This is a genomic window from Streptomyces silaceus (assembly GCF_001419745.1).
Classification (GTDB): Bacteria; Actinomycetota; Actinomycetes; order Streptomycetales; family Streptomycetaceae; genus Streptomyces; species Streptomyces silaceus.
On record NZ_LIRJ01000067.1, the window covers coordinates 40149 to 62187 of the forward strand.

General features: G+C 72.4%; 18 protein-coding genes. 12 read left to right on the top strand and 6 right to left on the bottom strand.

From position 1 onward, the window contains the following. Window positions 1-16 precede the first annotated feature (16 nt). From AOK22_RS07765 to AOK22_RS07795, 7 genes are all read left to right on the top strand, one after another. On the top strand, window positions 17-739 hold the full coding sequence (locus AOK22_RS07765) for a hypothetical protein (protein WP_107101883.1): 723 nt from the start codon (window positions 17-19) through the stop codon (window positions 737-739). Window positions 740-808: 69 nt separating this feature from the next. Next, window positions 809-1861 (top strand): Gfo/Idh/MocA family protein, encoded by a 1053-nt coding sequence (locus tag AOK22_RS07770; protein ID WP_055697839.1) that lies wholly within the window; start codon window positions 809-811, stop codon window positions 1859-1861. 5 nt (window positions 1862-1866) lie between these two features. Further along, window positions 1867-2865 carry an NAD-dependent epimerase/dehydratase family protein gene (locus AOK22_RS07775; protein ID WP_055697840.1) on the top strand — a complete coding sequence of 333 codons (999 nt, stop codon included), beginning with the start codon at window positions 1867-1869 and terminating at the stop codon, window positions 2863-2865. Then, entirely contained in the window at window positions 2862-3533 is a 672-nt protein-coding gene (locus AOK22_RS07780) for a PIG-L deacetylase family protein (protein ID WP_055697841.1), read from the top strand. Before AOK22_RS07775 ends, AOK22_RS07780 begins: the two co-directional genes overlap by 4 nt. Window positions 3534-3552: 19 nt before the next feature. Continuing rightward, window positions 3553-4794 carry an ATP-grasp domain-containing protein gene (locus AOK22_RS07785; protein WP_055697842.1) on the top strand — a complete coding sequence of 414 codons (1242 nt, stop codon included), beginning with the start codon at window positions 3553-3555 and terminating at the stop codon, window positions 4792-4794. A 67-nt stretch (window positions 4795-4861) separates the two neighbouring features. Beyond that, entirely contained in the window at window positions 4862-5581 is a 720-nt protein-coding gene (locus AOK22_RS07790; RefSeq protein WP_055697843.1) for a class I SAM-dependent methyltransferase, read from the top strand. 46 nt (window positions 5582-5627) lie between these two features. Continuing rightward, window positions 5628-6698: a glycosyltransferase family 2 protein gene (locus AOK22_RS07795; protein ID WP_079036417.1), complete on the top strand. Its 1071-nt coding sequence runs from the start codon at window positions 5628-5630 to the stop codon at window positions 6696-6698. On the opposite strand, the gene AOK22_RS07800 is transcribed toward AOK22_RS07795, so the two are convergent. Then, the gene (locus AOK22_RS07800) at window positions 6673-7596 is read right to left on the bottom strand and encodes a GNAT family N-acetyltransferase (protein ID WP_055697844.1); all 924 of its coding nucleotides are present in this window, start codon (window positions 7594-7596) and stop codon (window positions 6673-6675) included. The genes AOK22_RS07795 and AOK22_RS07800 overlap by 26 nt on opposite strands. 216 nt (window positions 7597-7812) lie before the next feature. Between AOK22_RS07800 and AOK22_RS07805 the strand changes: the two genes are divergently transcribed. Continuing rightward, window positions 7813-9516 carry a carbamoyltransferase family protein gene (locus AOK22_RS07805; protein ID WP_055697845.1) on the top strand — a complete coding sequence of 568 codons (1704 nt, stop codon included), beginning with the start codon at window positions 7813-7815 and terminating at the stop codon, window positions 9514-9516. Between the two features lie 92 nt (window positions 9517-9608). Here the strand turns inward: AOK22_RS07805 and AOK22_RS07810 are convergent, their stop codons facing one another. Beyond that, window positions 9609-10520 (bottom strand): MmyB family transcriptional regulator, encoded by a 912-nt coding sequence (locus AOK22_RS07810; RefSeq protein ID WP_279617076.1) that lies wholly within the window; start codon window positions 10518-10520, stop codon window positions 9609-9611. 312 nt (window positions 10521-10832) lie between these two features. On the opposite strand from AOK22_RS07810, the gene AOK22_RS41840 reads away from it, so the two are divergent. Together AOK22_RS41840 and AOK22_RS07820 are read left to right on the top strand one after the other, a co-directional pair. After that, window positions 10833-11633 (top strand): helix-turn-helix domain-containing protein, encoded by an 801-nt coding sequence (locus tag AOK22_RS41840; RefSeq protein ID WP_079036419.1) that lies wholly within the window; start codon window positions 10833-10835, stop codon window positions 11631-11633. Continuing rightward, on the top strand, window positions 11623-12342 hold the full coding sequence (locus tag AOK22_RS07820; protein WP_055697848.1) for a nucleoside 2-deoxyribosyltransferase domain-containing protein: 720 nt from the start codon (window positions 11623-11625) through the stop codon (window positions 12340-12342). Before AOK22_RS41840 ends, AOK22_RS07820 begins: the two co-directional genes overlap by 11 nt. 70 nt (window positions 12343-12412) lie before the next feature. Here the strand turns inward: AOK22_RS07820 and AOK22_RS07825 are convergent, their stop codons facing one another. Beyond that, window positions 12413-13729 (bottom strand): methyltransferase, encoded by a 1317-nt coding sequence (locus tag AOK22_RS07825; RefSeq protein ID WP_055697849.1) that lies wholly within the window; start codon window positions 13727-13729, stop codon window positions 12413-12415. 58 nt (window positions 13730-13787) lie between these two features. After that, window positions 13788-15518 (bottom strand): CocE/NonD family hydrolase, encoded by a 1731-nt coding sequence (locus tag AOK22_RS07830; RefSeq protein ID WP_244164712.1) that lies wholly within the window; start codon window positions 15516-15518, stop codon window positions 13788-13790. Window positions 15519-15884: 366 nt separating this feature from the next. Between AOK22_RS07830 and AOK22_RS07835 the strand changes: the two genes are divergently transcribed. Both AOK22_RS07835 and AOK22_RS07840 read left to right on the top strand, forming a co-directional pair. Beyond that, window positions 15885-17543, top strand: coding sequence for an ABC transporter transmembrane domain-containing protein (locus AOK22_RS07835; protein ID WP_055697851.1), 1659 nt, complete (start codon window positions 15885-15887; stop codon window positions 17541-17543). Next, window positions 17540-19366, top strand: coding sequence for an ABC transporter ATP-binding protein (locus AOK22_RS07840; protein ID WP_055697852.1), 1827 nt, complete (start codon window positions 17540-17542; stop codon window positions 19364-19366). Before AOK22_RS07835 ends, AOK22_RS07840 begins: the two co-directional genes overlap by 4 nt. A gap of 73 nt (window positions 19367-19439) precedes the next feature. Here AOK22_RS07840 and AOK22_RS07845 read toward each other — a convergent pair whose 3' ends face one another. Then, window positions 19440-20234: an alpha/beta fold hydrolase gene (locus AOK22_RS07845; RefSeq protein WP_055697853.1), complete on the bottom strand. Its 795-nt coding sequence runs from the start codon at window positions 20232-20234 to the stop codon at window positions 19440-19442. A 132-nt stretch (window positions 20235-20366) separates the two neighbouring features. After that, window positions 20367-21842 (bottom strand): NAD(P)/FAD-dependent oxidoreductase, encoded by a 1476-nt coding sequence (locus AOK22_RS07850; RefSeq protein ID WP_063795217.1) that lies wholly within the window; start codon window positions 21840-21842, stop codon window positions 20367-20369. Window positions 21843-22039 lie beyond the last annotated feature (197 nt).

The window sequence follows — 22039 nt, forward strand, 5'->3', positions numbered from 1 at the left end:
ACCGCCTGAGCCGACCGTGGTGCCGCTCTCCGAAAGGCCCGGACTCCGGGACGCGGTCGACCGGTTGATCGCCGACAACATGCCGCCCTTCATGGCGTGGGAGTCGCCCGGAAACTGGCGCTGGCACCACCTGTACGAGCGGTTCGCGGCGCACCAGCTGTGTGTCGTCGACGCCGACGGAGCCCTCCTCGCGGCGGCGAACGGCCTGCCGGTGCGCTGGAACGGCACCGTGGCAGACCTGCCCGGCGGCTCCGACGACGTCCTGGTGCGGGCCGTCGACGACGACCTCGCCGCACGGCCCACCGCCCTGTGCCTGCTCTCCGTGTCCGTGGCCCGCGAGCAGCGCGGCGCGGGGCTGCCGCGGCTGCTGCTCGGCCGGGCGCGGCGGGCGGCGGCCGACGCGGGCTGGCGTGGCGTCATCATCCCCGTACGGCCCACGGACAAGGCACGCTACCCGCTCGTCCCGCTGGCCGAGTACGCCCGCTGGCGCACCCCCGACGGTGCGCCCTTCGACCCCTGGCTGCGCACCCATCTGCGCCTCGGGGCCGAGCACCTGGCCATCGCCGAGCGGTCTTTGACGGTGCGCCAGCCCGTCAAGCGCTGGGAGCAGGTGCTCGGCTCCCCCATGCCGGGACCCGGCCCGTACGTCGTTCCCGGTGCCCTGGCCCCGGTGCGCGCGGACGCGGACGGCACGGCCACGTACGTCGAACCCAACGTGTGGGTCGTCCACCGGACGTGACCCCCCGGCGGCGAGACCCCCTTCCCGTCCCTCTCCTCCTCCCCTTTCCGAACCTCGAACGGAGTGCTGATGACTTCACTGCGCCTGGCCGTGATCGGCTGCGGCGCGGCGGCGCGGGCCTGCCACCTGCCCGCCCTGCCGCACGTACCCGGGGCCCGGCTCACCGCACTGGTGGACCCCGACCTCGGCCACGCCGAGGACGCGCTGACGGTGTACCGGGAACACGGCGGAACGGAATCCCCGCGTCTGGCCGCCACCTGGCACGAGGCGCGCGACATGTTCGACGCCGCTGTCGTCGCCGTGCCCCACACCGCGCACGCCCGGCTGACCGCCGACCTCCTGGAGAACGGCAAGCACGTCCTCCTGGAGAAGCCCATGACGACCACCCCCGCCGATGCCGAGCGCCTCCTCAAGACGGCCGCCGACCACCCGGACACCCTGCTCGCCATGGCACACCCCCGGCGGCTGTTCCCCGCGTACGCCTGGGTGCGCCGGCTGATCCGCAGCGGAGCGCTGGGCACCGTCCGGCGCGTGCGCTGGACCGAGGGCCACCCCTACAGCTGGGAGCCGGTCACGTGGTCGATGTTCGACCGGCGGCTCGCCAGTGGCGGGGTGCTCACCGACACCGGCTCGCACGTCTTCGACACGCTCTTCTGGTGGCTGGGCGACGACATGACGCTGCTGGACCACCAGGACGACTCGCTGGGCGGCGTGGAGAGCGAGAGCCGCACGTGGCTGCGGTTCGGCGGCGTCGACGTGATCGTCGAACTCAGCCGGCTGCGCCCGCTCGGCACCGCCTGCGTCATCACCGGCAGTGAGGCCGAGGTGCGGATCGGCACCGACTTCCCGGCGGGCGAGTGCACCCTGACCACCCATGCCGGGGAGGAGCTGCACCGCGGCGACGTCGACGCGGTCGCCCCGGCCCAGAACGAATGGGAGGCCCTGTTCGTGGAACAGCTCGCCAACTTCGCGGAGGCCGGCCGGACGCCCGGAGTGGCGCCCTACTCGCCCGCCGAGGACGGCAAGCGCGTGGTCGACCTGATCGACGCCTGCTACCACGGCCCGGCGCGTCGTGCCATGCCGCAGCCCTGGACCACCCACCGCACGACGAGCGGAGCCTGAGCGACATGACCGATACCGAGGAGCTGACCGGAACCCGCGTCGCCGTCACCGGCGCGAGCGGATTCATCGGCGGACGGGTCGTCGAGCGGCTCGTCCTGAGCACCGGGGCCGAGGCACGGGCCGTGGTCCGCGGCTTCGGCCGGGCGGCGCGGCTGTCCACGCTGCCCCAGGACCGGTTGGACTTCCGCACCGCCGACCTGGCCGACTCGGCCGCGCTCCGGCAGGCGCTGGAGGGCTGTGACGTGGTGGTGCACTGCGCGTTCGGCAGCGGCGGCGACGTGACGGAGCGGTGGGCGGCCACCGTCGACGGCACGGCGAACCTCCTCGCCGCCGCCCGCGCCGCCGGGGTGCGCCGCGTGGTGCACCTCAGCACCGTCGACGTGTACGCCTCCGCCGAAGGCCCCTTCGACGAGCAGGCCCCCAACCGGCCCGCCGACCCGACCGACCACGAGTACGAGCAGCAGAAGCTCGCCGCCGAGGAACTGGCCCTGGAGGCGAACGGCCCGGACCTGGAGGTCGTCGTCCTGCAGCCCGGCGTCGTCTTCGGCCCCTGGGGCGACCAGTGGACCGGCGCCCAGCTGCGCCGCCCGGCCGCCGACTACGCCGTGCTGCCCAGCGGTGCCGACGGCGGCGTGTGCAACGCCGTGTACGTGGACGATGTGGCGGACGCCGTGCTCCGGGCCTGCGCACGGCCCGGTGTGGCGGGCGGCCGGTTCCTGCTGGCGGCCGACGAGACCACCACCTGGGGCCGGTTCTTCGACCATTTCCGTACGATCCGGGGGCTCACGCCCGGGTCGTACGACGCGGCCGCGGCGGACGTTCCGGACTGGGAGGCGGAGCTGTACCGGGCCACCGCGCGCGTCGCCTCCGACCGGGCGGCCCGGCAGCTGGGCGTGCCCTGTGCCACCACGCTCGACGAGGGCATGGCCCTGGTCGCCACGTGGGCGCACTGGTTCGGGCTGGGCGCCGACTCCCCCGTGCCGGACGCCGGGGCCGCCCTGTGACCAACGTCCTGGTCGTCGCCCCCCATCCCGACGACGACGTCATCGGCTGCGGTGCCTCGATGGCCAAGCACGCCAGCGAGGGCGCCGAGGTGACGGTCGCCGTCGTCATCGGCCGCGAGCGCAGCCTGTACGACACCGAGCGCACCGACGCGGACTTCGCCGACGAGACGCGCAAGGCCAACGCGGCGCTGGGCGTGCACCGGTGCGTCGTGCTCGACGAGCCGTCGCGGGACTTCCAGCTCACCCGCAGGGTGCACCTGGACCTGGTCCGGCTCATCCGCGAGACCCGGCCCGACCTCGTCTACGTACCGCACCGTCACGACGGCGACGTCGAGCACCGCATGGTGCACCAACTGGCCATGGAATCCCTGTGGATGGCGACGTCCGCCTTCTTCGGCGAGACCGGGGAGCCCGCCCCCGCGCCCCGGCTGGTGCTCGGCTACGAGGTGTGGGCTCCCCTGCCCGAGTACCAGTACGCCGAGGACGTCACCGGATTCGTGGACCGCAAGGTCGAGGCCATGCGCGCCTACGCCTCCCAGCTCCGGCACGCCGCCTGGGACGACGCGGTCGTCGCCCTGGCGCGCTACCGGGGCGCGGTCGCCACGGGCACCGATCACGCCGAGGTGTTCGAGGTGCTCAGCCTGGGCGCCGTACCGCCGGCGCCGTGACCGCAACCGGAGGAGGACCATGACCGAGAGACTGCTGGTGTGCGGTATCGGCTCCGGCATGGACAGGTCGCTGACGGCACTCAAGGACATGGGCCTCGACCTGGTGGTGCTCACCGACCGTCCCACCGCACGCGTGCGCCGCTCCGCCGACCGGGTGGTGGTGGCCGACCCCGGCCACTCCCCCGCGGTGGAGCGCGCCGTCGCCGAGGCCGGGCTGCGGGACGTGCACGGAGTCCTGTCGCTCGGCTACGACAACCCCCCGGTGGTCGCGCGGCTGGCCCGCCGGTTCGGCTGCCCGGGCGTCGACGAACAGGTCGCGCTGGACTGCACGCTCAAGGACCGGCGGCTCGCCGTCCTCGAGCGCGCGGGCCTGTGCGTGCCGCGTCACGAGGCCGCGGACGATCTGGAGAGTGCCCTGGCGGCCCTGGCACGGATCGGACTGCCCGCGGTCGTCAAGCCGCGTGATCTGTCCGGCTCCGCCGGGGTCGCCAAGCTCGACGCACCGGACACCGCGCCGGACCGGATCCGCGAGGCGCTCCGGCTCAGCGCCTCGGGCCGGGTCGTCGTGGAGGAGTTCCTGGAGGGCACCGAGCACACCGTCGCCGGGCTCGTGGCCGACGGGACCTTCCACGTCACCGGGTTCGCCGACCGCGAGTACGGGCGCAAAGAGGAGTTCGCCCCGCACTTCTTCGAGGGCGGCGACACCCTGCCGACCGCACTGGACGACCGGGCGGCCGGGGACGTGGTGACCGTGGTCCGGGCGGGCGCCCGCGCGCTCGGCCTGCACGACGCCGTGGTCAACACCGATGTGCTGCGCACCCATGACGGCAGGGTCTTCCTGCTGGAGATCACCTGTCGGCTGACCGGCGCCAGGATCGCCACCGAGGTGATGCCGCTGGGCACCGGCGTCGACCCGCTGCCCAACGCCGTGCGGCTGGCCCTGGGCAGGCCCGTCGTGCCCGGGGAACTGGTGCCCCGGGCCCGGAGGGCCGTGGTGCAGAGGTTTCTGCCCGCCGACGGCGGCACCGTCGTCCGGGCCGGGGACCTCGACGCGCTGCCCCGGCCGCCGGAGGTCTACGACCTGTTCTGGGGCATGGAGCTGCGGCCGGGCATGCGGCTGCCCCGGTACAGCGGCGGCGCCGAGCCGCTGGCCGGGGTGATCGCCACCGGGCCCGACGTCGCGGCGGCCGAGGCCGTGGCCGACGAGGCCCTGGCCCGACTCCCGCTGGAGCTGCGCCACCGCGCCGCCGTGCCCCGCTGACCCCTGTGCCGCGGCGCCTGCCGCACAGACCGACTCCGTACACCCGCTCACACCTGGAGGAATCCGTATGCCGATCGCGTACGCCCAATGGGCCGGCACCTACGAGCTGTTCGAAGGCGAGACCGCACGCGAGACCTGGCGGCTGGGCATCGCCGCCGAGCTGGCGAAACTCGTGGAGGGGCCGGCCCGGGTGCTGGACCTCGGCGCGGGCACCGGCGTCGGCGCCCGCGTCCTGGGCGAGCTGCTGCCCCAGCTCGACGTGACCTCGCTGGACCGGTCCGCGGAGATGCTCGACCGGGGCGAGGTGCCCAAGGACCGCCAGGTCGTCGCCGACATGGCCGGCTTCCGCGCCGGGGAGGGCTACGACTTCGTCGTCTCCGGCTTCGACGCGCTGAACTACCTGCCGCCGTCCGACCTGGCGAGCTGCCTGTCCTGCGCGGCCGACGCCCTGCGGCCCGGCGGTCACATGGTGTTCGACTACTCGTCGCGCAAGGTCCTGAAGTCCGACTGGGGAGCGCTGGAGTACGAGAACGAGAAGGACGGCCACACGCTGCACCGCAGGCACCACTGGGAGTCGGCCTTCGACCGGAGCCGCACGGTCCTGACCCTGCGCCGGGGCGCCGAGACGCTGTGGCACGAGACGCATCTCCAGTACGTGATGGACCCGTTCACCTTGGAGGAGACCGCACGCGGGCACGGGCTGCGGACCGTCTCGGTACGCGACATCGACGGTGACGCCTACTCCCCCGCTCACACCACGCACGTCTACGTCCTGTGCAAGGACTGACCGGGAACGGGCCTGGCCGGGTGGCCGAGTGAGAAGAGAGGGAGACATGAACGACACCGAGGCGGCCCTCGCGGCCGGTCTCGCGCGGACCAGCATCGTCATCGCGCTCAAGGACGACGTGCGCATCGTCGACTGCATCGCGTCCGTCGACGAGGACGTGGAGATCGTCCTGGCGCTCAACGGCGCCTCCGACGAGATCCGCCGCATCATCGCCGAGCACCCCCGGCCGTTGGTCGTCACCGAGATCCCCGACGCGGGCAACCTCGGGGCGGCCTACAACGCCGGTGCCGAGGCGGCGAGCGGGGAGTACCTGCTCTACATGGATTCCGACTGCACGTTCGCGCCCGGCGTCGTGCGCATGATGGTCGAGGCCGTGCTGGACCACCCCGTGGTCAAGGGCCAGGTCGTGTACGGGGAGTCGGACGGCTTGCTGAGCCGGCTCACCGCACGGGTGCGGGAGTTCGACGAGGGCGACTACGTCAGCGCCCTCTCCCCGCCGCTCATCTACGACCGCCGCGTCGCCGACCACATCGGCGGCTATCACTACGACCCGCTCGTCCACTGGTGCGAGGACCGGGAGTTCGACTTCCGGCTCCAGCTCGCCGAGATCCCGGTCGTGCACCTGCCCGACGCGGTGATCCACCACGGAGCCCAACACGGCTTCCAGAACCTGCGCAGCTACTGGCGCTACGGCATCGGCGAGGCCATCGGCCAGCAGCTCGGCGTCTTCACCACGCCCGCGATACCGGTGCTGTGGCGGCTGTACGACTCCGCGCGGACGCTGGCCGGCTGCGTCCGGGTCAAGGGCCCCCTCGCGGCGGCCTTCTATGCGGTGATGCAGGCCACCTACCACACCGGAACCGTCTACCACCTGCTGCGCGACCCGTTCAAGGTGCGCGACCGTCTGCCCGCGCACGCGGGGCGCACCCGCATGCTGCGGGCCGTACCGGAACACTGCCCCAAGCTCACCCCTGCGCAGCGCGAACGGCTGCGCAGGGCGCATCGCAAGCGGGGGCGGAAGATCGAGCCGGTCAAGGACCTGTCGGTCTTCCGCACTCCCGCTCCGCCCGCCCGGACCCAGGCCGTACCCTTCAGCGGCAGTAGACCGGATAACTGAACTCCGTGCCCCCGAAACCGAGTTTGAAGCGGTTTATCAACCGGGTCTTCTCGCTCGTCTCGTCCCCGTCGATTCCGCTGAGATCCAAGTAACGCAGCCCCTGTGCGGCCGCCCACTTCATGGTCTGGAAGTGCACGAAATTCAAGGCCGCCTGCGTCCGGTATTCCGGGTTGGTTGCGACATAGCGCGCCTCGACCGAGTCGCCGTTCACCAGGCACACCGAACCGGCGGCCATTTCCGTTCCGTGCACGGCTCCGAAGAGGTGTACCCGCGGGAGTTCCAGCAGTTCCCGCAGGTACGCCTCCGGGGCGAAGTCGGGGGAATTCGCGTTGCGCATCGCATCCGCGTAGAAGGGGTGGAAACGAGGCAGCAGCCCGGGGTCGTCGGCGAAGTCGAACCCGAATCGCAGGGCCCGCCGCACCCGGCTCCTGGTGCTGGCGCGCATCCTGCCGAGAACGTCCTCGTCCTCCCCGGCCGCATCGACCAGCAGCGTGCGGAAGGTGCCGGCCGGGCGGAACCCGGCGGCGGCCAGGGCGTCGGGCAGCTCCCATTCAGGACGCAGTACCAGCGTGACCTGCGGCAACCCGGCACAGTGCGCGAGCAGCCGGCGCAGCACCTCGGAATCGGGTGGCCCGGTGGGTCCCTTCCACATGAACCACGCGCCGTCGCTCTCCTCCAGGAGCATCGCGGCGCGCGGCCCGACCTCGTCCCACACCTCGGGGAAGCGCACGGCGACCCCCTGCCGCTGGAGGAAGGACAGCCTCTCCCGGGTCTGGTGGAAATCCTCGGCCGCTTCCGCCTCTTCACCCATGGCGCGAATTTCGGCCCCTTCCAGGCCCATGCGTACGTGCAACATTCGGGAAACCTCCCGGTCGTCGATGTCGACATGGAATGTCATGCAAGGTGCACACGGAAATCCGGGCGAGCCGAAGAAGCTCCTCTTGACAGGGAGCCAGAGCTCACCCCAGAGTGAGTAATCAAATCCCCAAAGGGAAACAAGGAAAAGTCCTCCGCAGAATGACATTCCGCAGGGGAGGCGCTTTCCCAAGTGTGAGCTCCAGGGTTAGCGACTGTCAATGGCTATGTCCACGGACACTAATTGGAGGGGAAATACATGCGCATTCTCGGTGTGAATGGCTGGCCCGGGGCGAGTCACGACGCGTCGGCGTGCCTGCTGGTCGACGGCGAGGTCGTGGCCTTCGCGGAGGAAGAACGGTTCACCCGCGACAAGCACGCGTACGGCCAGGCACCCCACCACGCCGTCGCCCACTGCCTGGCCGAGGCGGGGCTGGGCATCGAGGACATCGACATCGTGGCGCACGGCTGGGAGATGCCCGCGCTGCTCGAACAGCGCGGCCTGGAGTGGTTTCCCTCCGACGCGGAGGCGCTGGACTTCCTGCTCCCGCGCAGTCTGTTCCCCCGCGGCAAGGACCCCCGGCTGCTGTTCGTCGAGCACCACATGGCGCACGCCGCGAGTGCCTACTACTTCTCGGGCCACGACAGCGGCGCGGTGCTGATCCTCGACGGGCAGGGGGAGACCGAGAGCGCCACCCTGGCGGTGGGCAGCGGCGGCGACCTCAAGGTCCTGCGGACGGTGTCGCCCGGCTGGTCGCTGGGCTACTTCTACGCGGCGGTGTGCGAGTACGCCGGCCTGGGTGCCGACGCCGCGGGCAAGCTCATGGGCCTGGCGCCGTACGGCACGGTGGGCGACACCACGTTCGGCGGCGCGCTGCTCGTCGAAGGGGACGGGTACCGCGTGGACGCCGTGCCCGAGGACCTGCTCTCGCGCGGGCGCACCGACGAGGAGGACGACACCATACGGCTGTGGCTGGCCCGGCTGGAGAAGACGCTCGACGTGCCGCCCAACGCGGTCACGCGTGGCTGGGACCCGGCGCTCGGCCGCTACACCCGCCGTACCGCCCGGGACCCCTTCGCGTACCGGGACCTGGCGGCCACCGCGCAGGCCGCGCTGGAGCACAGTGTGCTGGCCATGGTGCGCGGGCTGCTGCGCGACACCGGTGAGTCGACGCTGCTGGTCGCCGGCGGGGTGGGGTTCAACGCCACCCTGAACGGCAAGCTGATGCGGCTGCCCCAGGTCGAGGACCTGTTCGTGCAGCCGCTCGCCGGTGACCAAGGGGTGAGTCTGGGGGCCGCCGGGTGGGTGGCCGCGCAGGCCGGGGAGCGGATCAGCCCGATGACGGGCACCGTCGCCTGGGGCCCGCAGTGGGGGCCGGACGCGATCCGGCACGTCCTGGGCGCCACCGGCACGCGCTACACCGAGCCCGACGACATCGCCGCCGAGACGGCGCGACTGCTGGCCCGGGGCGAGATCGTGGGCTGGCACCAGGGGCGCAGCGAGGGCGGTCCCCGCGCCCTCGGCCAGCGCAGCATCCTGGCGGCGCCGTCCCCGGCCGAGCAGCAGCACCGGATCAACCTGACCATCAAGGACCGCGAGGCGTGGCGACCGTTCGCACCGAGCCTGCAGGAGGAAGCCGCAGCCGAACTGCTGGACCTGCACACGGGGCTGCCCTACATGATCGTGACGGTGCCGGTCCCCGAGCGCAGCCGCGCACGGCTGGCCGCGGCCACCCATGTGGACGGCACCACTCGGCCGCAGACCGTGTCGGCCGACGTCAATCCTCTGTACCACCGGCTGCTGGGAGAAGTGGAGACGCACACGGGCAGCGCCGTCGTGCTGAACACCTCCTTCAACGGCAACGCCGAGCCGGTGGTGTGCTCACCACGAGACGCGCTGGCCACCTTCGCCAGGTCGCCACTCGACGCCCTGGCGCTGGGGCCCTTCCTCGTCCACCGCTGAGGGGCCGGGGCCGGGTCGGTCCGGCGGCGGTGCGCCGAGCCGACCGAAAAGAATCTCCGACTCAGGTCACCGGGACGACAGCTGACCGACCGTCACCATGGCCGGACGCTCCTCGATTCGGCGTCCGCGCACGGGCCGCTCTGCCGGTGTCGTGTCGCAGCGACCGGCTGCTGCGACACGGCACGCGTGCCCGGGGCCCGGCGGACCGGGCCGGCGTCCACCATCATCAGAGTGACGAAGCGCAGGTCCCTGGCCTGCATCGGGTTCGCCGCGAGGACGGTGAACTCGACGTGGCCGCGCTGGGGGTGGCGGACCGCCTGAGTGACCCCGTCAGGGTGTATGCGCAGCGGGATGGAGCTGCGGTCCCACAGCGTCCTGACCACCGGATCGACGAGCACGCTGCGCAGCAGCGCCGTGAGCTCCCGGTCGTCGGGCGTGGCGGCGAGCGCGGCGCGCAACTCGCTGAGCATCGGCAGGGCCCAGCTGTCCTGCCAATCGGCAAGGGCGCCGCAGCGGTTCGTCGGGTCCAGCAGCACGAAGCGCAGGATGTTGCGGTCGGCGAGCCCGGCCACACCGCCCTGCACGTCGCCGTACAGCAGGTCCAGGTACTGCGTGTTGGCGACGACCAGGTCCCAGGAGCGGGTGTAGATGCACGCGGGCTGGACCTGCTGTTGCACGAAGGAGTCCCAGTCCGGGTGCGGAGACAGGGAAGGCGGTTCTTCGAGGGCCGGGGGCAGCCGTCCCGATGCGTACAGGAAGAGCGCTTGACGCTCCTGGTCGGTCATCCGCAGCACGAACGCCACACTGTCCAGAAATTCCCGGGTGGGATTCTCCATGCGGCCCGACTCCAGCGTCGCGTACCACCGCGTCGAACAGCCCAGCAGGGCCGCGGTGTTCTCCTGAGAAATACCCGGACGGCGACGGTCGCGACCGTGGGGCACCGTTGCCTTCGCGTCAACCCGTGCACGGCATTCCCGCAATAAGTCCCGCAGGTGTTTTTTCACTTCCTGCGTGCGTGAGCGCTCTGACGCCAAGGTTCCCCCAAGTGCGCGCGATGGACATGAATGTCCTGGTACAAAAGGATCTTGGCAGGCAAAGACCCCTGTCAAGGATGCGATCCCGCCAGAGGCCGGACATGTACGCCCCGATTACCCCCCGACGAAGCGCCGGACCCTGGCAATTTAAGCCGGAACGATCCCTTCTGGAAGTAAAGGTTCTGGAAAGAGCTATTCGTTGCGGTACTCACGTGCGGGTACGAAGAATGGCCTCAACGCGTATTTCACCTCCTGCTGATCACGAGGCCGCCGGGAGAACAGTTGAAGATTGCACAGCCGTCATCGGACCAATCCCCTCAGACTGCCGCCGACCGAGCGTTTCGATTACTCAGGGCACTCCATGAACTCGGCCCCGGCGCCCATGCCCTCGACACACTGACCCGGCTCACCGGCCTGGCGCGCTCCACCACCCATCGCATCCTCCAGTCAGCCGTGCGCGAAGGCGCCGTGCTGCAGTGCGGCTACGGCCGTTACCGGCTCGCCCGGCATGCCGCCCCGCCGTCCGGCCAACTCCCCCACCTGCCCGTATCGCTGGAGATCGTCGGAGCGGAACTGGCCGCGCTGTGCCACCGGGCGGGCCGGGCGGCTTTCCTGCACGTGCCCGTCATGCTCCGGCCGCCGTTGCGGGTCAGCCTGTGGTGCAGCCACGCCCCCGGCGCGGACCCCGTGCCCGCGCCGACCGATGGAGACCGCGCCGGCCTGCTCTTCCGCGCACCGCTGCACACCGACGCGGCGGGGCTCGTCCTGCTCGCGAACCTGCCCGGGGCGGCACCGGAGCAGGCCGGGCTGGAGCGCATCCGCGCCCTCGGGCACGCCCGCACCCCTTCCCCCCTCCCCGGCTGGGACCTGGTCTCCGCCCCCGTACGGCGCGGTGCGGCCACCGTGGCCTCGGTCAGCCTGCTCATCCGGCGCTCGGAGACGAAGCAGTCCCACAAGCTCGAAGCCGCGGTCGTCATGGAGACGGCCGCCCGGCTGAGCCGCACGTCCCGCACCCCCGTGCCGGGCGGGACCGCCCCGCCCGGCGGCGCCCTGAACGCCTTGGGAGCCCACCATGCCCGCTGAGATCACCGTCGTCCGCGCCGGGCATCCCCTCCCCGGCACCTGGTCCGCCTCCCTCTACCTGTGCGGCCCCACCTCGCTCGACCCCGACGTGCCGTCGTGGCGCGACGAGGCGGTGCGATGGATCACCGAGCAGTGGGACGGCGACGGCACCCTGGCCGTCTTCCTGCCCGAGCCCGAGGAGGGCGCGTCGCTCTCCTACGCCGACCAGATCGCCTGGGAGGAGGAGGCGATGGCCATGAGCGACGTCATCCTCTTCTACGTCCCGCGCGCCATGCCCTCCCTGCCCGGTCTCGTCACCAACGTCAAGTGGGGCGCCTGGCACCGCTCCGGCCGGGTCGTGCTGGGCTCGCCCGCCGGTGCCGAGCGCAACGCCTACCTGCTGCACTTCGCCCACGCCCTCGAGGTGCCGGTGAGTGAATCGCTGGACGCGACCGTGCGCGCGGCCCTGGACAGGCTGGCGGCGGGTGCCGAGCGCACCGGCGGCGCCCGCTGGATCCCGCTCCAGCTGTGGACCACCCCCGCGTTCCGGCAGTGGTACGCCGAACAGCGCGCCGCCGGACGGGAGTTGCGGTCCGCGGCGGTGCTCTGGGCCGAGGGACACCCGGCACGGCGCTGGGCGATGCGGGCCGAGCTGGCCGACCCCGCCGCGCCCGGCGAGGCGGCCACCACGCTCGTCGTGCGCGGGGAGCCCTGCGACCACCACGGCTGACACCCGCCGCCGGCCGGGTGGCCCCCAAGGCCCGTACGCCTGGGGGCCACCCGGCCGGCCCGTGGAGTCGCTACGCGATCCCCGGCAGCCCGCTCAGCAGGGCGTGCAGGCTACGGCTGTGCACGGGGTCCCGCTCGACCGCGTCGCCGAACACCTCGGCCACCACCGCGTCCAGCGCCCCCTGGCGGCGCGCGGCCGCCGCCGCGTCGTCCCAGCGCTCGCGCACCAGCCGCAGATGCGGCTGCCAGTCCAGCCCGGTGACCCCCGGCGGCAGCTGCGAGACGTCGCCGTTCGGCGGCTCCGGGCGGGCGGACGCGGGGCCCGCGGTCCTCCGCCGCCCGGTCAGGTCGTGCACCTCGCGCCGGGCGCGCCCGTCCCTGCGGAGCAGCATGAAGGACGTGTAGAAGGACTCCGCGCCCAGTGCGTCGGTGTGCGCGTCGAGGCGGCGCAGCAGCTCGGCCGGGGACAGTTCGGGGTTGTGCGCGGCGGCGCGCAGCGCGGTGAGCCCGCTGCGGGTGCGCATCGGCAGCCGGGACTGCACGGTGACGAACACCGAGCTGCCACCGGCCTGTTCGAAGATCTCCTCAAGGATGCGGGGACCCCGCGCATCTCCCGGGGACTCGAAGCGCATCAGCAGCGTGCCTCCGTCGCGGAGCATGCGCGGAGCGCCACCGGTGACCGCGCGCACCACCGCGAGCCCGTCCGGGCCGCCGTTCCCGCCCGGGCCGTAGTCCAGGGTCTCCGGCACCACGACGCCGGGCGGGTTGGACGCGATGAAGTCGTAGCGCTCGCCGCCGCCCAGCGTCTTGGTGGCGTCGGCCTGAGCCGTCTCGACGCGCTGCGCGAGCCCGTTCAGCGCGGCGGTCGCCGCGGTCGCGGCCACACAGTCCGCACTGATGTCCAGGGCGGTGGTGTGCAGTCCGCGTGCGGCCAGGGCGCTGGTGGTCAGTCCGGAGCCGGAGCCGATGTCCAGGGCCGTACCGTGCGCGTGCGCGCTCAGCAGGCGGTCGGTGAACGCCAGCCCGTCCTCACCGAGGTAGACGCCGCTGCGCGCGGGGCGGCCGTGGTGGTCGGCCACCGTGACCAGGCCGCGGAACGCCGTGAAGTAGTGGCCCGCGGTCCGGTGCCCGCGCTCCGAGGCGCCGTAGAGGCCCAACTGCGCAAGTGCCGCCGCCAGTTCGGGGGGCGGGGCGGCCTGGCTCTCGCCCAGGTGCAGCAGGTGGTACAGCGGGTCGTCGGCGGCCTCCGCGGGCAGCCACGGCTGGTGCGGGGCGCCCGCGGCGTGCCGGTAGGACTCCGTGCGCAACGCCCAGTCGAGGTCGCGCATCACCTGGCCGAGCCGGGCCCAGTGGGCGGAGGTCGTGTTCTGGTCGTGTCGCTCGGTCACAGTGACTCCTCGGGGATCGGGAAGGTACGGGACAGGGCGGTCGAAGGGCGTGGTCACCTCAGCTGTCCGCGAGGACCGGCAGGAGCAGCCGGGACGGACAGGCGCTCCCGTGGTGCACCGACACCACCTGCGGCTCGTACGGCTGGTCCCGCAGCGCCGTCGAGCAGCCGCCGGTGCCGGGGTTGACGTCGAAGCGCGGGAAATTGCTGCCGGCCACCTCCAGCCGGATCCGGTGCCCGGTGCGGAACACATGGCCCACCGCGCCCAGCCGCACCGTCAGCTCGACGGTCCGGCCCGGCGTCAGCGGCCGGGGATCGTCCGGCGCGGCGTGGTACCGGGCCCGGACGATGCCGTCGCACAGGTTCTCGGCGCGGCCGTCGGGGGCCACGTCCACCAACTTGGCCGTCAGATCGGTGTCGTGGCCGGAGGTGGAGGCGTAGGCGACCAGGACCACCTCGCCGACCACCGTCAGCGGCGCCGTCAGCACGTCGCCCGTGTAGCAGAGCACGTCCGGCCGGGCCTCGACCGCGCGCTGGTCCTGCGGTCCGCAGTCGGAGCCGACGAACAGGCCCGTCATCAGCGTCGGGCCGCCCGTGGTGGGCACCGGGTCGGCGGGGTCGTGCCGGAACCGGTCGGCGGCGGCGTCCACGGGCGGCCCGGCAAGCAGCCGCCCGTCCCCAGCCGCGGTGTTGGCGTGGCGTGCGCCGCTGGTCAGGTGGAGGGCCACGGTACGGGTGCCGGGCACCGGCCAGTCCTCGTACGCCACCCAGCGGTCGGCTCCCGTGAGGAAGAGCCGTACGCGCTCGTGCGCGCCGCTCGCGGTGCCCTTGAGGGCGCGGTCGAAGTGGGCGACATGCAGCGCGGTGACGTCCAGGACCTGCTCGTCCGCCCGTGTCCCGTAGCGTCGTTGCGGGAAGATCCCCCCGGCGACGCGGTGCGACCACGGCCCCACCACCAGCGTGGACAGCTCGCGGGCCGCCGCCGAGCCGGCCCGCGTCCGCATCCCCGTGAAGTTCTCCAGCGTTCCGCCGAGGAAGATGTCGTACCAGCCGCCGATGTGCAGCCCGGGCGCCCGCATCGCTTCGTACCCTTCGTTGGGCGCGGCCCGTTGCCAGTACTTTCCCGGGACCGGGTGCTCCAGCCACTCCCGGTAGTAGGGGGCCAGCCGGTCCAGCAGCGCGGGCGCGCGCCAGGGTGTCCGGTACAGCTCCTCGATGCCGTCGAGCGCCGCGACCACCCGGGCGGTGTCGGGATGCGCCCCGTCCACGCCCGGTGGCGGCAACTGAGGCAGGACCAGGTCGATCAGGGTCCAGTGCAGACAGAACCCCAGCTGGAATGCGCCCCCTTGGTAGCACCAGCCCTCGTGGAGACCAGATCCGGCCATGTGCGGGGTGACCGCGCCCAGCGCGTCGGGCGCATCGGCCGCGGCCAGCAGCGCGGCGGTCCCCTCGTAGGAGCGGCCCAGCATGCCCACCGCGCCGTCGCAGTACGGCTGCGCCGCCGCCCACGCCACGGTGTCGGCACCGTCCTGCCCCTCGTACCGGAAGGGCTCGAAGCCGCCCTGCGACCCGCCCCGCCCCCGGACGTCCTGAACGAGCAGGACGTACCCGGCGTTCACCAGCCGCAGCGCGTCCAGCGAGGCCCCCGCGGGCGGGCCGCCGCGACCGTAGGGAGTGCGCCGGACGAGCAGGGGAAACCGGCCAGGCGCATACGGCCGATAAACGTCGGCCCGCAATACGGTGCCGTCTCTCATGGGAACGTCGACATTTTGTTCCACGACGATGCGCACAACCAGATCCTTACGTCGGGGGCCATGAGGGCACCCTGCTCAGGAACGGAGAAACCAGATGGTGACCGGCTCAGCGGGCGGCATTCGCCCGGATTCCCGGCTGAGTCGACGGCGCCTCCGGCCGGCCCGCAGTACGAGACGTTCCCTGCTGGAGGAGGACTTGCGCACGCCGTGGCCGCAAGCTTTCCGTCTGGGGGAATCCTTCTTGACACCGGATTCGACCGGCCTGAATGATCGCCTTCGGTTCCCCACGCTTTTCCGGCCGTCACAGCCCGAGCACCCCAGGTCTTCGGTGCGTTCGGGCCCACGCACACTCTTGGAGAATCCCTCTTGCTCATCGGTTTATTCCGGCCCGCGGAGTCCCCGGTGACCGTTCCCGAAGCCGACCATCGCAGCGCCTGGCGCTATCTGTGGTGGCTGATCCGCATCCGACCGTGGCCGCTGGTGCTGAGCGCTCTCCTGGGGGCGCTGTGGATGCTCCCGCTCGCCGTCCTGCCGCTGGTCGTCGGCTACGCCATCGACGACGGCATCCAGGCCGGCGCCTCCGATTCGCTCCTCGGCTGGGTGGCCGTCGTCGTGGTGCTGGCCGTGGTCCAAGCCGGCGCGGGAGCCGGTCTGATCCAGACCGCCGTCGGCGGCCAGATGCACGCGGTGTCCACCACGCACCGGGTGCTGGCCCGCCAGGCCGTCCGGCTCGGCGGCTCACTGCGCCACCGCACCGCGTCCGGCGACGTGGTGGCCGTCGTCGCGGGGGACGTGCCCGGCATCGGCAGCGCCTTCGAGGTCGTCGGCCGGTCCTCCGGCGCCGTCGTGTCCTTCCTGGTCATCGCCGTCGCCCTGACCGTCACCTCCCCCGTCCTGGGCGTCGTCGTGCTGATCGGCGTGCCCGCGGCACTGCTGGGCATCGGCCCGCTGCTGCGTCCGCTGCAGCGCCGCAACGAAGAGCAGCGAGACCGCCTCGGCACCGCGACGGCCCAGGCCGGCGACATCTGCTCGGGGCTGCGCGTACTGCGCGGCATCGGCGGCGAGCGCACGTTCACCGCGCGATTCGTGGACATCAGCCAAGAGGTGCGGCGCGCCGGCGAGGCGGCCGGCCGCATGGAGGCCTGGATCGGCGCGGCCGGGGTGTTCCTGCCCGGCCTGGTGACCGTCCTCGTCGCCTGGCTCGGCGCCCGGCTCGCCCTGTCCGGGGTCATCACCCCCGGTGAACTCGTGGCGTTCTACGGCGCATCGGTCTTCCTGGTCATCCCGGTGAGCACCGCGACCGAGGCGGCGGAGTCGATGAGCCTGGCGCGCGTCGCGGCCGGGCGCGTCTGCCGGTTCCTGAGCATCACCGCGCACCCCCGGCCCCCGGCCGACCCGATGCCGCTGCCGGCGGGCCCGCTGTCACTCACCGACGACGCCACCGGGATCCAGGCGCCCGCGGGACACCTGACGGCCATCGCCTGCTCCGGCGCACGCGCTTCCGCGGTGGCCACCCGCATCACCCGCTACGGCCCGCCCGATGAGGCCGCAACCGGCACACGCGTGGGGGACGTACCCCTGGAGCACGCCGACCTGCCCGGCCTGCGTGCCCGCGTGGTGTATTCGGGACACGACGACATCCTGTTCAGCGGACCGCTGAGGACCGAGCTGTCCGGCGACACCCCACGTACCGACGGCGAACTGATGAGTGCTCTGCGCGCCGCGGCCGCCACTGACGTGCTGGACGCGGTGCCCGGCGGACTCGACGGCGTGCTCGTCGAAGGCGGCCGCTCCCTGTCGGGCGGACAGCGCCAGCGTCTCGTCCTCGCCCGTGTCCTGCTCGCCGACCCCGATGTGCTGGTCCTCGACGACCCGACCTCGGCGGTGGACGCCTCCACCGAGGCCCTCATCGCCCGACGAGTGGCGGCATACCGGGCGGGCCGGACCACGCTCGTCCTCACCGACAGCCCCCTGTGGACGAACACGGCCGACACCGTGGTCCGCCTTCCCCCCGAGACCGACCGGCGAACAGCCCCCGAAGCGGAGCAGACGGCATCATGACGACGCAGACCACGGACACCCCGGTCGCGGCGTCCGGCGACGCGCCCGGACAGACGCGGCTGCCCCTGGCCGGGCGGCCGGAAGTCGCCCACTGGTTCTGGACCTTCGTACGCCACAACCGTGGCCGGATCACGGCCATGCTGACCCTCTTCTGCCTCGCGCTGGTCGCGGGGCTCGTCGGCCCCCGCCTCCTCGGTCACCTGGTCGAGTCCGTCCAGCGGGGCACCAGCGCCTTCCGCGTCGACGTCATCGCGCTGGCCTTCGTGGGCATTCTGGCCGCACAAGCGGTGCTCACCCGCTTCGCGCAGGTGCAGACCACCCTCCTCGGGGAGAAGGTGCTCGCCGAGATCCGGGAGAGCTTCGTCCGGCGCGTGACGCGGCTGCCGCTGGGTACCGTCGAGTCCGTCGGCACCGGCGACCTGCTCAGCCGCGCCACGTCCGACGTGGACCGGCTCAACGACGGCATCCGGCTCGCGCTGCCCCGCATCCTGATGGCGGCCGTCACGCTCGTGCTGACCGTCGCCGCGATGCTGCTGACCTCGCCGCTGCTCTCTCTGTCGCTGCTCATCGGCCTGCCCCTCGCGGTGTTCTCGACCCGCTGGTACCGGCCGCGGGCCAATCGGGGCTACGAGCACCTGCTCCGCGACGAGGCCGAGGTGCTGGCCAGCACGCACGAGACGGTCCGCGGCGCCGCCACGGTCGAGTCGCTGGGCCTGGGACGGCGCCGGCTGGCCCACCACGGCGATGCCGTGGCGCAGATCGTGCGGCACCGGCAGCGCATCACCTGGCTCCAGACGATCTGGTACCCGGCCCTCGACCTGTCCACCATGCTCCCCCTGGCGGTCACCCTGCTGGCCGGCGGCGCCGCCTACCGCGCGGACCTGGTCGGCCTGGCCGAGATCACGGCCATGGTGCTGTACGTCCAGAGCCTCAACGGGCCGCTGGTGGAACTGCTCTCGTGGACCGATGAACTCCAGATCGGCAACGCCGCGTTGCGCCGCATCCTGGGCGTCGAGCGCCTGCCCGTGGAGCGTTCTGACCAGGGAGCCGTCCCGGACGGCCGGGACATCCGGCTGCGCGGGGTGCGCTTCGAGTACGAGGCAGGCCGCGAGGTGCTGCACGGCATCGACCTGGACATCGCGCCCGGCGAGCGCATCGCTGTCGTCGGCACCTCCGGTGCGGGCAAGTCCACCCTGGGCAAGCTGCTGGCCGGGGTGCACCACCCCACCGAGGGCGTGCTGGAGATCGGCGGCGCACCGGTGGAGCGGATGTCCGTCGACACGCTGCGGCGCGAAGTCGCCCTGGTCACGCAGGAGAACCACGTCTTCGCCGGAACCCTGCGCAGCAACATGACGCTGCCGGAGAGGGCACCTCGTACGGCGGGGGACGACACCGGGTGGAGCGACGCCGACCTGTGGTCCGCCCTGCGGACCGTGGGCCTGGAGGAGTGGGTGCGCTCCCTGCCGGAGGGCCTGGACACCCCGATCGCGACGGACGGGACCGATGTTCCGGCCGCCACCGCCCAGCAACTCGCCCTGGCCCGGCTGCTCCTGGCGGATCCTCACACGCTGGTACTCGACGAGGCCACCGCCCTCATGGACCCCTCCGCCTCCCGCCAGGTGGAGCGTTCCATGGCCGCGCTGCTGGTGGGCCGCTCGGTGATCTCGATCGTCCACCGGCTCGATTCCGTGCAGGGTGCCGACCGGATCGCGGTGATGGACGGCGGGCGGATCGTCGAGATCGGCAGCCACGCGGAACTGCTGCGGCTGGAGGGCGCCTACGCCCGGCTGTGGTCGTCCTGGTCGGTGGCCGTGCGCCGCTGAGACCGCGTCGGCAACGCGGAAGCTCCTGGCCGAGGCGGCCAGGAGCTTCCGTTCGTCGTGGCCGGCGGGGCGCCTACAGGGAACCGAGGAAGCGTACGAGGACCTCGTTCACCGCGTCCGGCCGCTCCAGGTGGCCGTGGTGCCCGCAGTCCGCCATCTCCTCGTACCGGCCGTGCGGGCAGGCCGCGGCCACTTCGCGGCCGAGCTCCGGGCGGGCGATGACGTCATGGGCGAAGCCCAGCACCAGCACGGGCACCGACACGCTGCGCAGTGCGTCGAGCTGGTCGACGGAGACCGCCGCCGGGGGGAGCTGCCCGTCCGCGGCGCCGGAGCGCGCGGCGAACTCGAAGACGTCGAGCCAGTCCCGCAGGGCGTGCTCGTCGTGCCAGGTGGCAGGTGACAGCTGGAGGGCCGCCTGCACGAACGCCGCGTACGCAGGCGGCAGCCGGACTCCCTCGGCGTGGCAGGCGCGCTCCGCGGCGAGCAGGGCCTGGCCCGCCAGGTCCGGCCGGCCCCGCGTCGCCATCAGCACCGCCCCGCTGAACGCTTCGGGACGGCGCACCAGCAGCTCCTGGGCGAGTTGCGCACCGGAGGAGAAGCCGATGAGGCGGCAGGGCGCCAGATCCAGCGCCGCCGTCAACGCGGCCGTGGCGTCCGCGAGTGCGGTGAGCGGGTTGCCCTCCGGCACCTCCTGCGGGGCGGGCAGGTCGATGGTGACGGCCTGGTGTCCGGCCGCGACGAGAGCGGGTACCTGGTGCAGGTGCCAGACGTGTCCGGCCTCGCCGGCGCCCGGCAGGAGCAGCACCGGCTCGCCCACACCCTCGCGCTGGTAGTGCCACTCCTGGCCGTCCACGTGGAGCGTCGGCATCGCCTGTTCCCTCGTCTCGGTGGTTCCCGGACATGCGACGCGGCAGCTGCGTACGGACGGTGCGCCCGTACTCAGCTGCCGCGTCGCGGACCGTGCGCGGGACCCGCGCGGCTCAGCGCGCGGGTCCCGGGGTCAGTGCCACTCCCGGTGGACGTCGGCGTAGTACGCGATCAGTTCGTCCTGCTGCTCACGCTCCGAGAACATGATCGCGGTCATGAGGTCCGCGGGCGGGGTGTAGGTGTCGCTCAGCCGGTCCGCGAGCTCGGCGAACGGGCCCTGGAGGAAGGTCTCCATCATGTGCGGCCACTCGAGCGGCAGCCGCCAGGGGAACTCGTAGCCCGTCGCCATGGTGTGCCGGACCACGTCTTCCAGGATCTCCTCCCGGCTCCAGGCGGAGATCAGGTCGCGTTCGGGCCGGAACTCGCGCAGACCGTCCACCCCGGTGCCGCCGTCCATCAGGGACACGACGTGCCGGGCCAGCAGCGGGGACATGTGGAGCCCGTCGCGGTAGGTGCCCGACAGCATCCACAGCCCCTCGACCGAGGTGCCGCCGATGAGCGGGAAGCCGTCGATCGGGGCCGGGCGACTGCCCACCTGCACCTTGCGCAGCTCGGAGCCGTTGAGTCCGCGGTGCAGCTGGTGCGTGGCGCAGTTGAAGAGGAAGACCGTCTCCTCGATGCTGGCCGCGCCGCGCGGTTCCAGGCAGACCGCGTTGGTGGCGCCGATGTAGACCGAACCGCCCGCGCGGGGCACCAGGTGCAGTCCGCAGGCGAAGGCGCGGTTGGAGGTACGCAGCACCGTGGCGGGACCGGAGCCGTCCCAGGTGTCGACGAGCGCGGAGACGCCCACCCCGTCGTAGATCCGGGGGATGCGGTGCGCCAGGCCCGGCAGCGCTGCCACCAGGCGCTGGCTGCGGGCCCCGGCGGCCACCACCACATGGCCCGCCGGCAAGAAGTCCCCGTCGTCCGTCACCACGCCCTCGACGCGCCCGTGCGAGGCCCGGATCTCCGTCGCGTCCACCGGGTGGAGGCGCCCTCCCGCCTGGAGGAAGGAGCGTTCCAGCGCCGCCAGCAGGATGCCGGAATCGACCGACCCCTCGCCTTCGATGTGCAGGGCGCGCAGCGGCCGGGAATTGGGGTCGGGGTCGATCCAGTCGACGGATTCGACCGCTATTTCCTCATGCGGTGCGTTCGCTTCCTTCAGAGCCGTCAGTACGGCGGCGAAATTCGCGTCGTCCAGAGCGGAATGGCCCACGGTGTTCAGCAGGACAACCGTGTCGTCCGCCGTCTTGATCCGGCCGTCGGCGGCTGTCCCGGTGGCCTCAAGGCTTTCGATCCATTCCGGCCACAGCCGCTGCGCCTGTACGGCAAGGGCATGCTTCTTCCGGCCGTGCTCCGAGGCGAGCGCATGCGCGGTGACCTCGCCGAACGCGCCGAGCATGGCACCTGCGGCGGGCGTCGCGCCGTACTGGCGCGCGGGCTTTCCCAGGAGAGTCACTCGCACATCGGGACGGGTGCGGGCGATTTCCACCCCGACCGATAACCCGAGTACGCCGTTGCCTACAACGATGACATCCGTCTGACCTGGCGCGTCGGCCGTCTTCGACATCTTCACCTCACCTGTGGTTACCGTCAATGGCTGTGCCATGATCCTGCGGTGCTGCGCTGCCGGTAAGCGAACCGCACGCCGTCGGAGGGCCGCAAGGAGGCCTGGAAGAAGGCGCATTGACATTTCGCCGCGCGGAAAGTTGCGGCACCTACGTTTCGGCGTGGCCAATTCCGATACAGAGTCGGTGCGTGGGATTC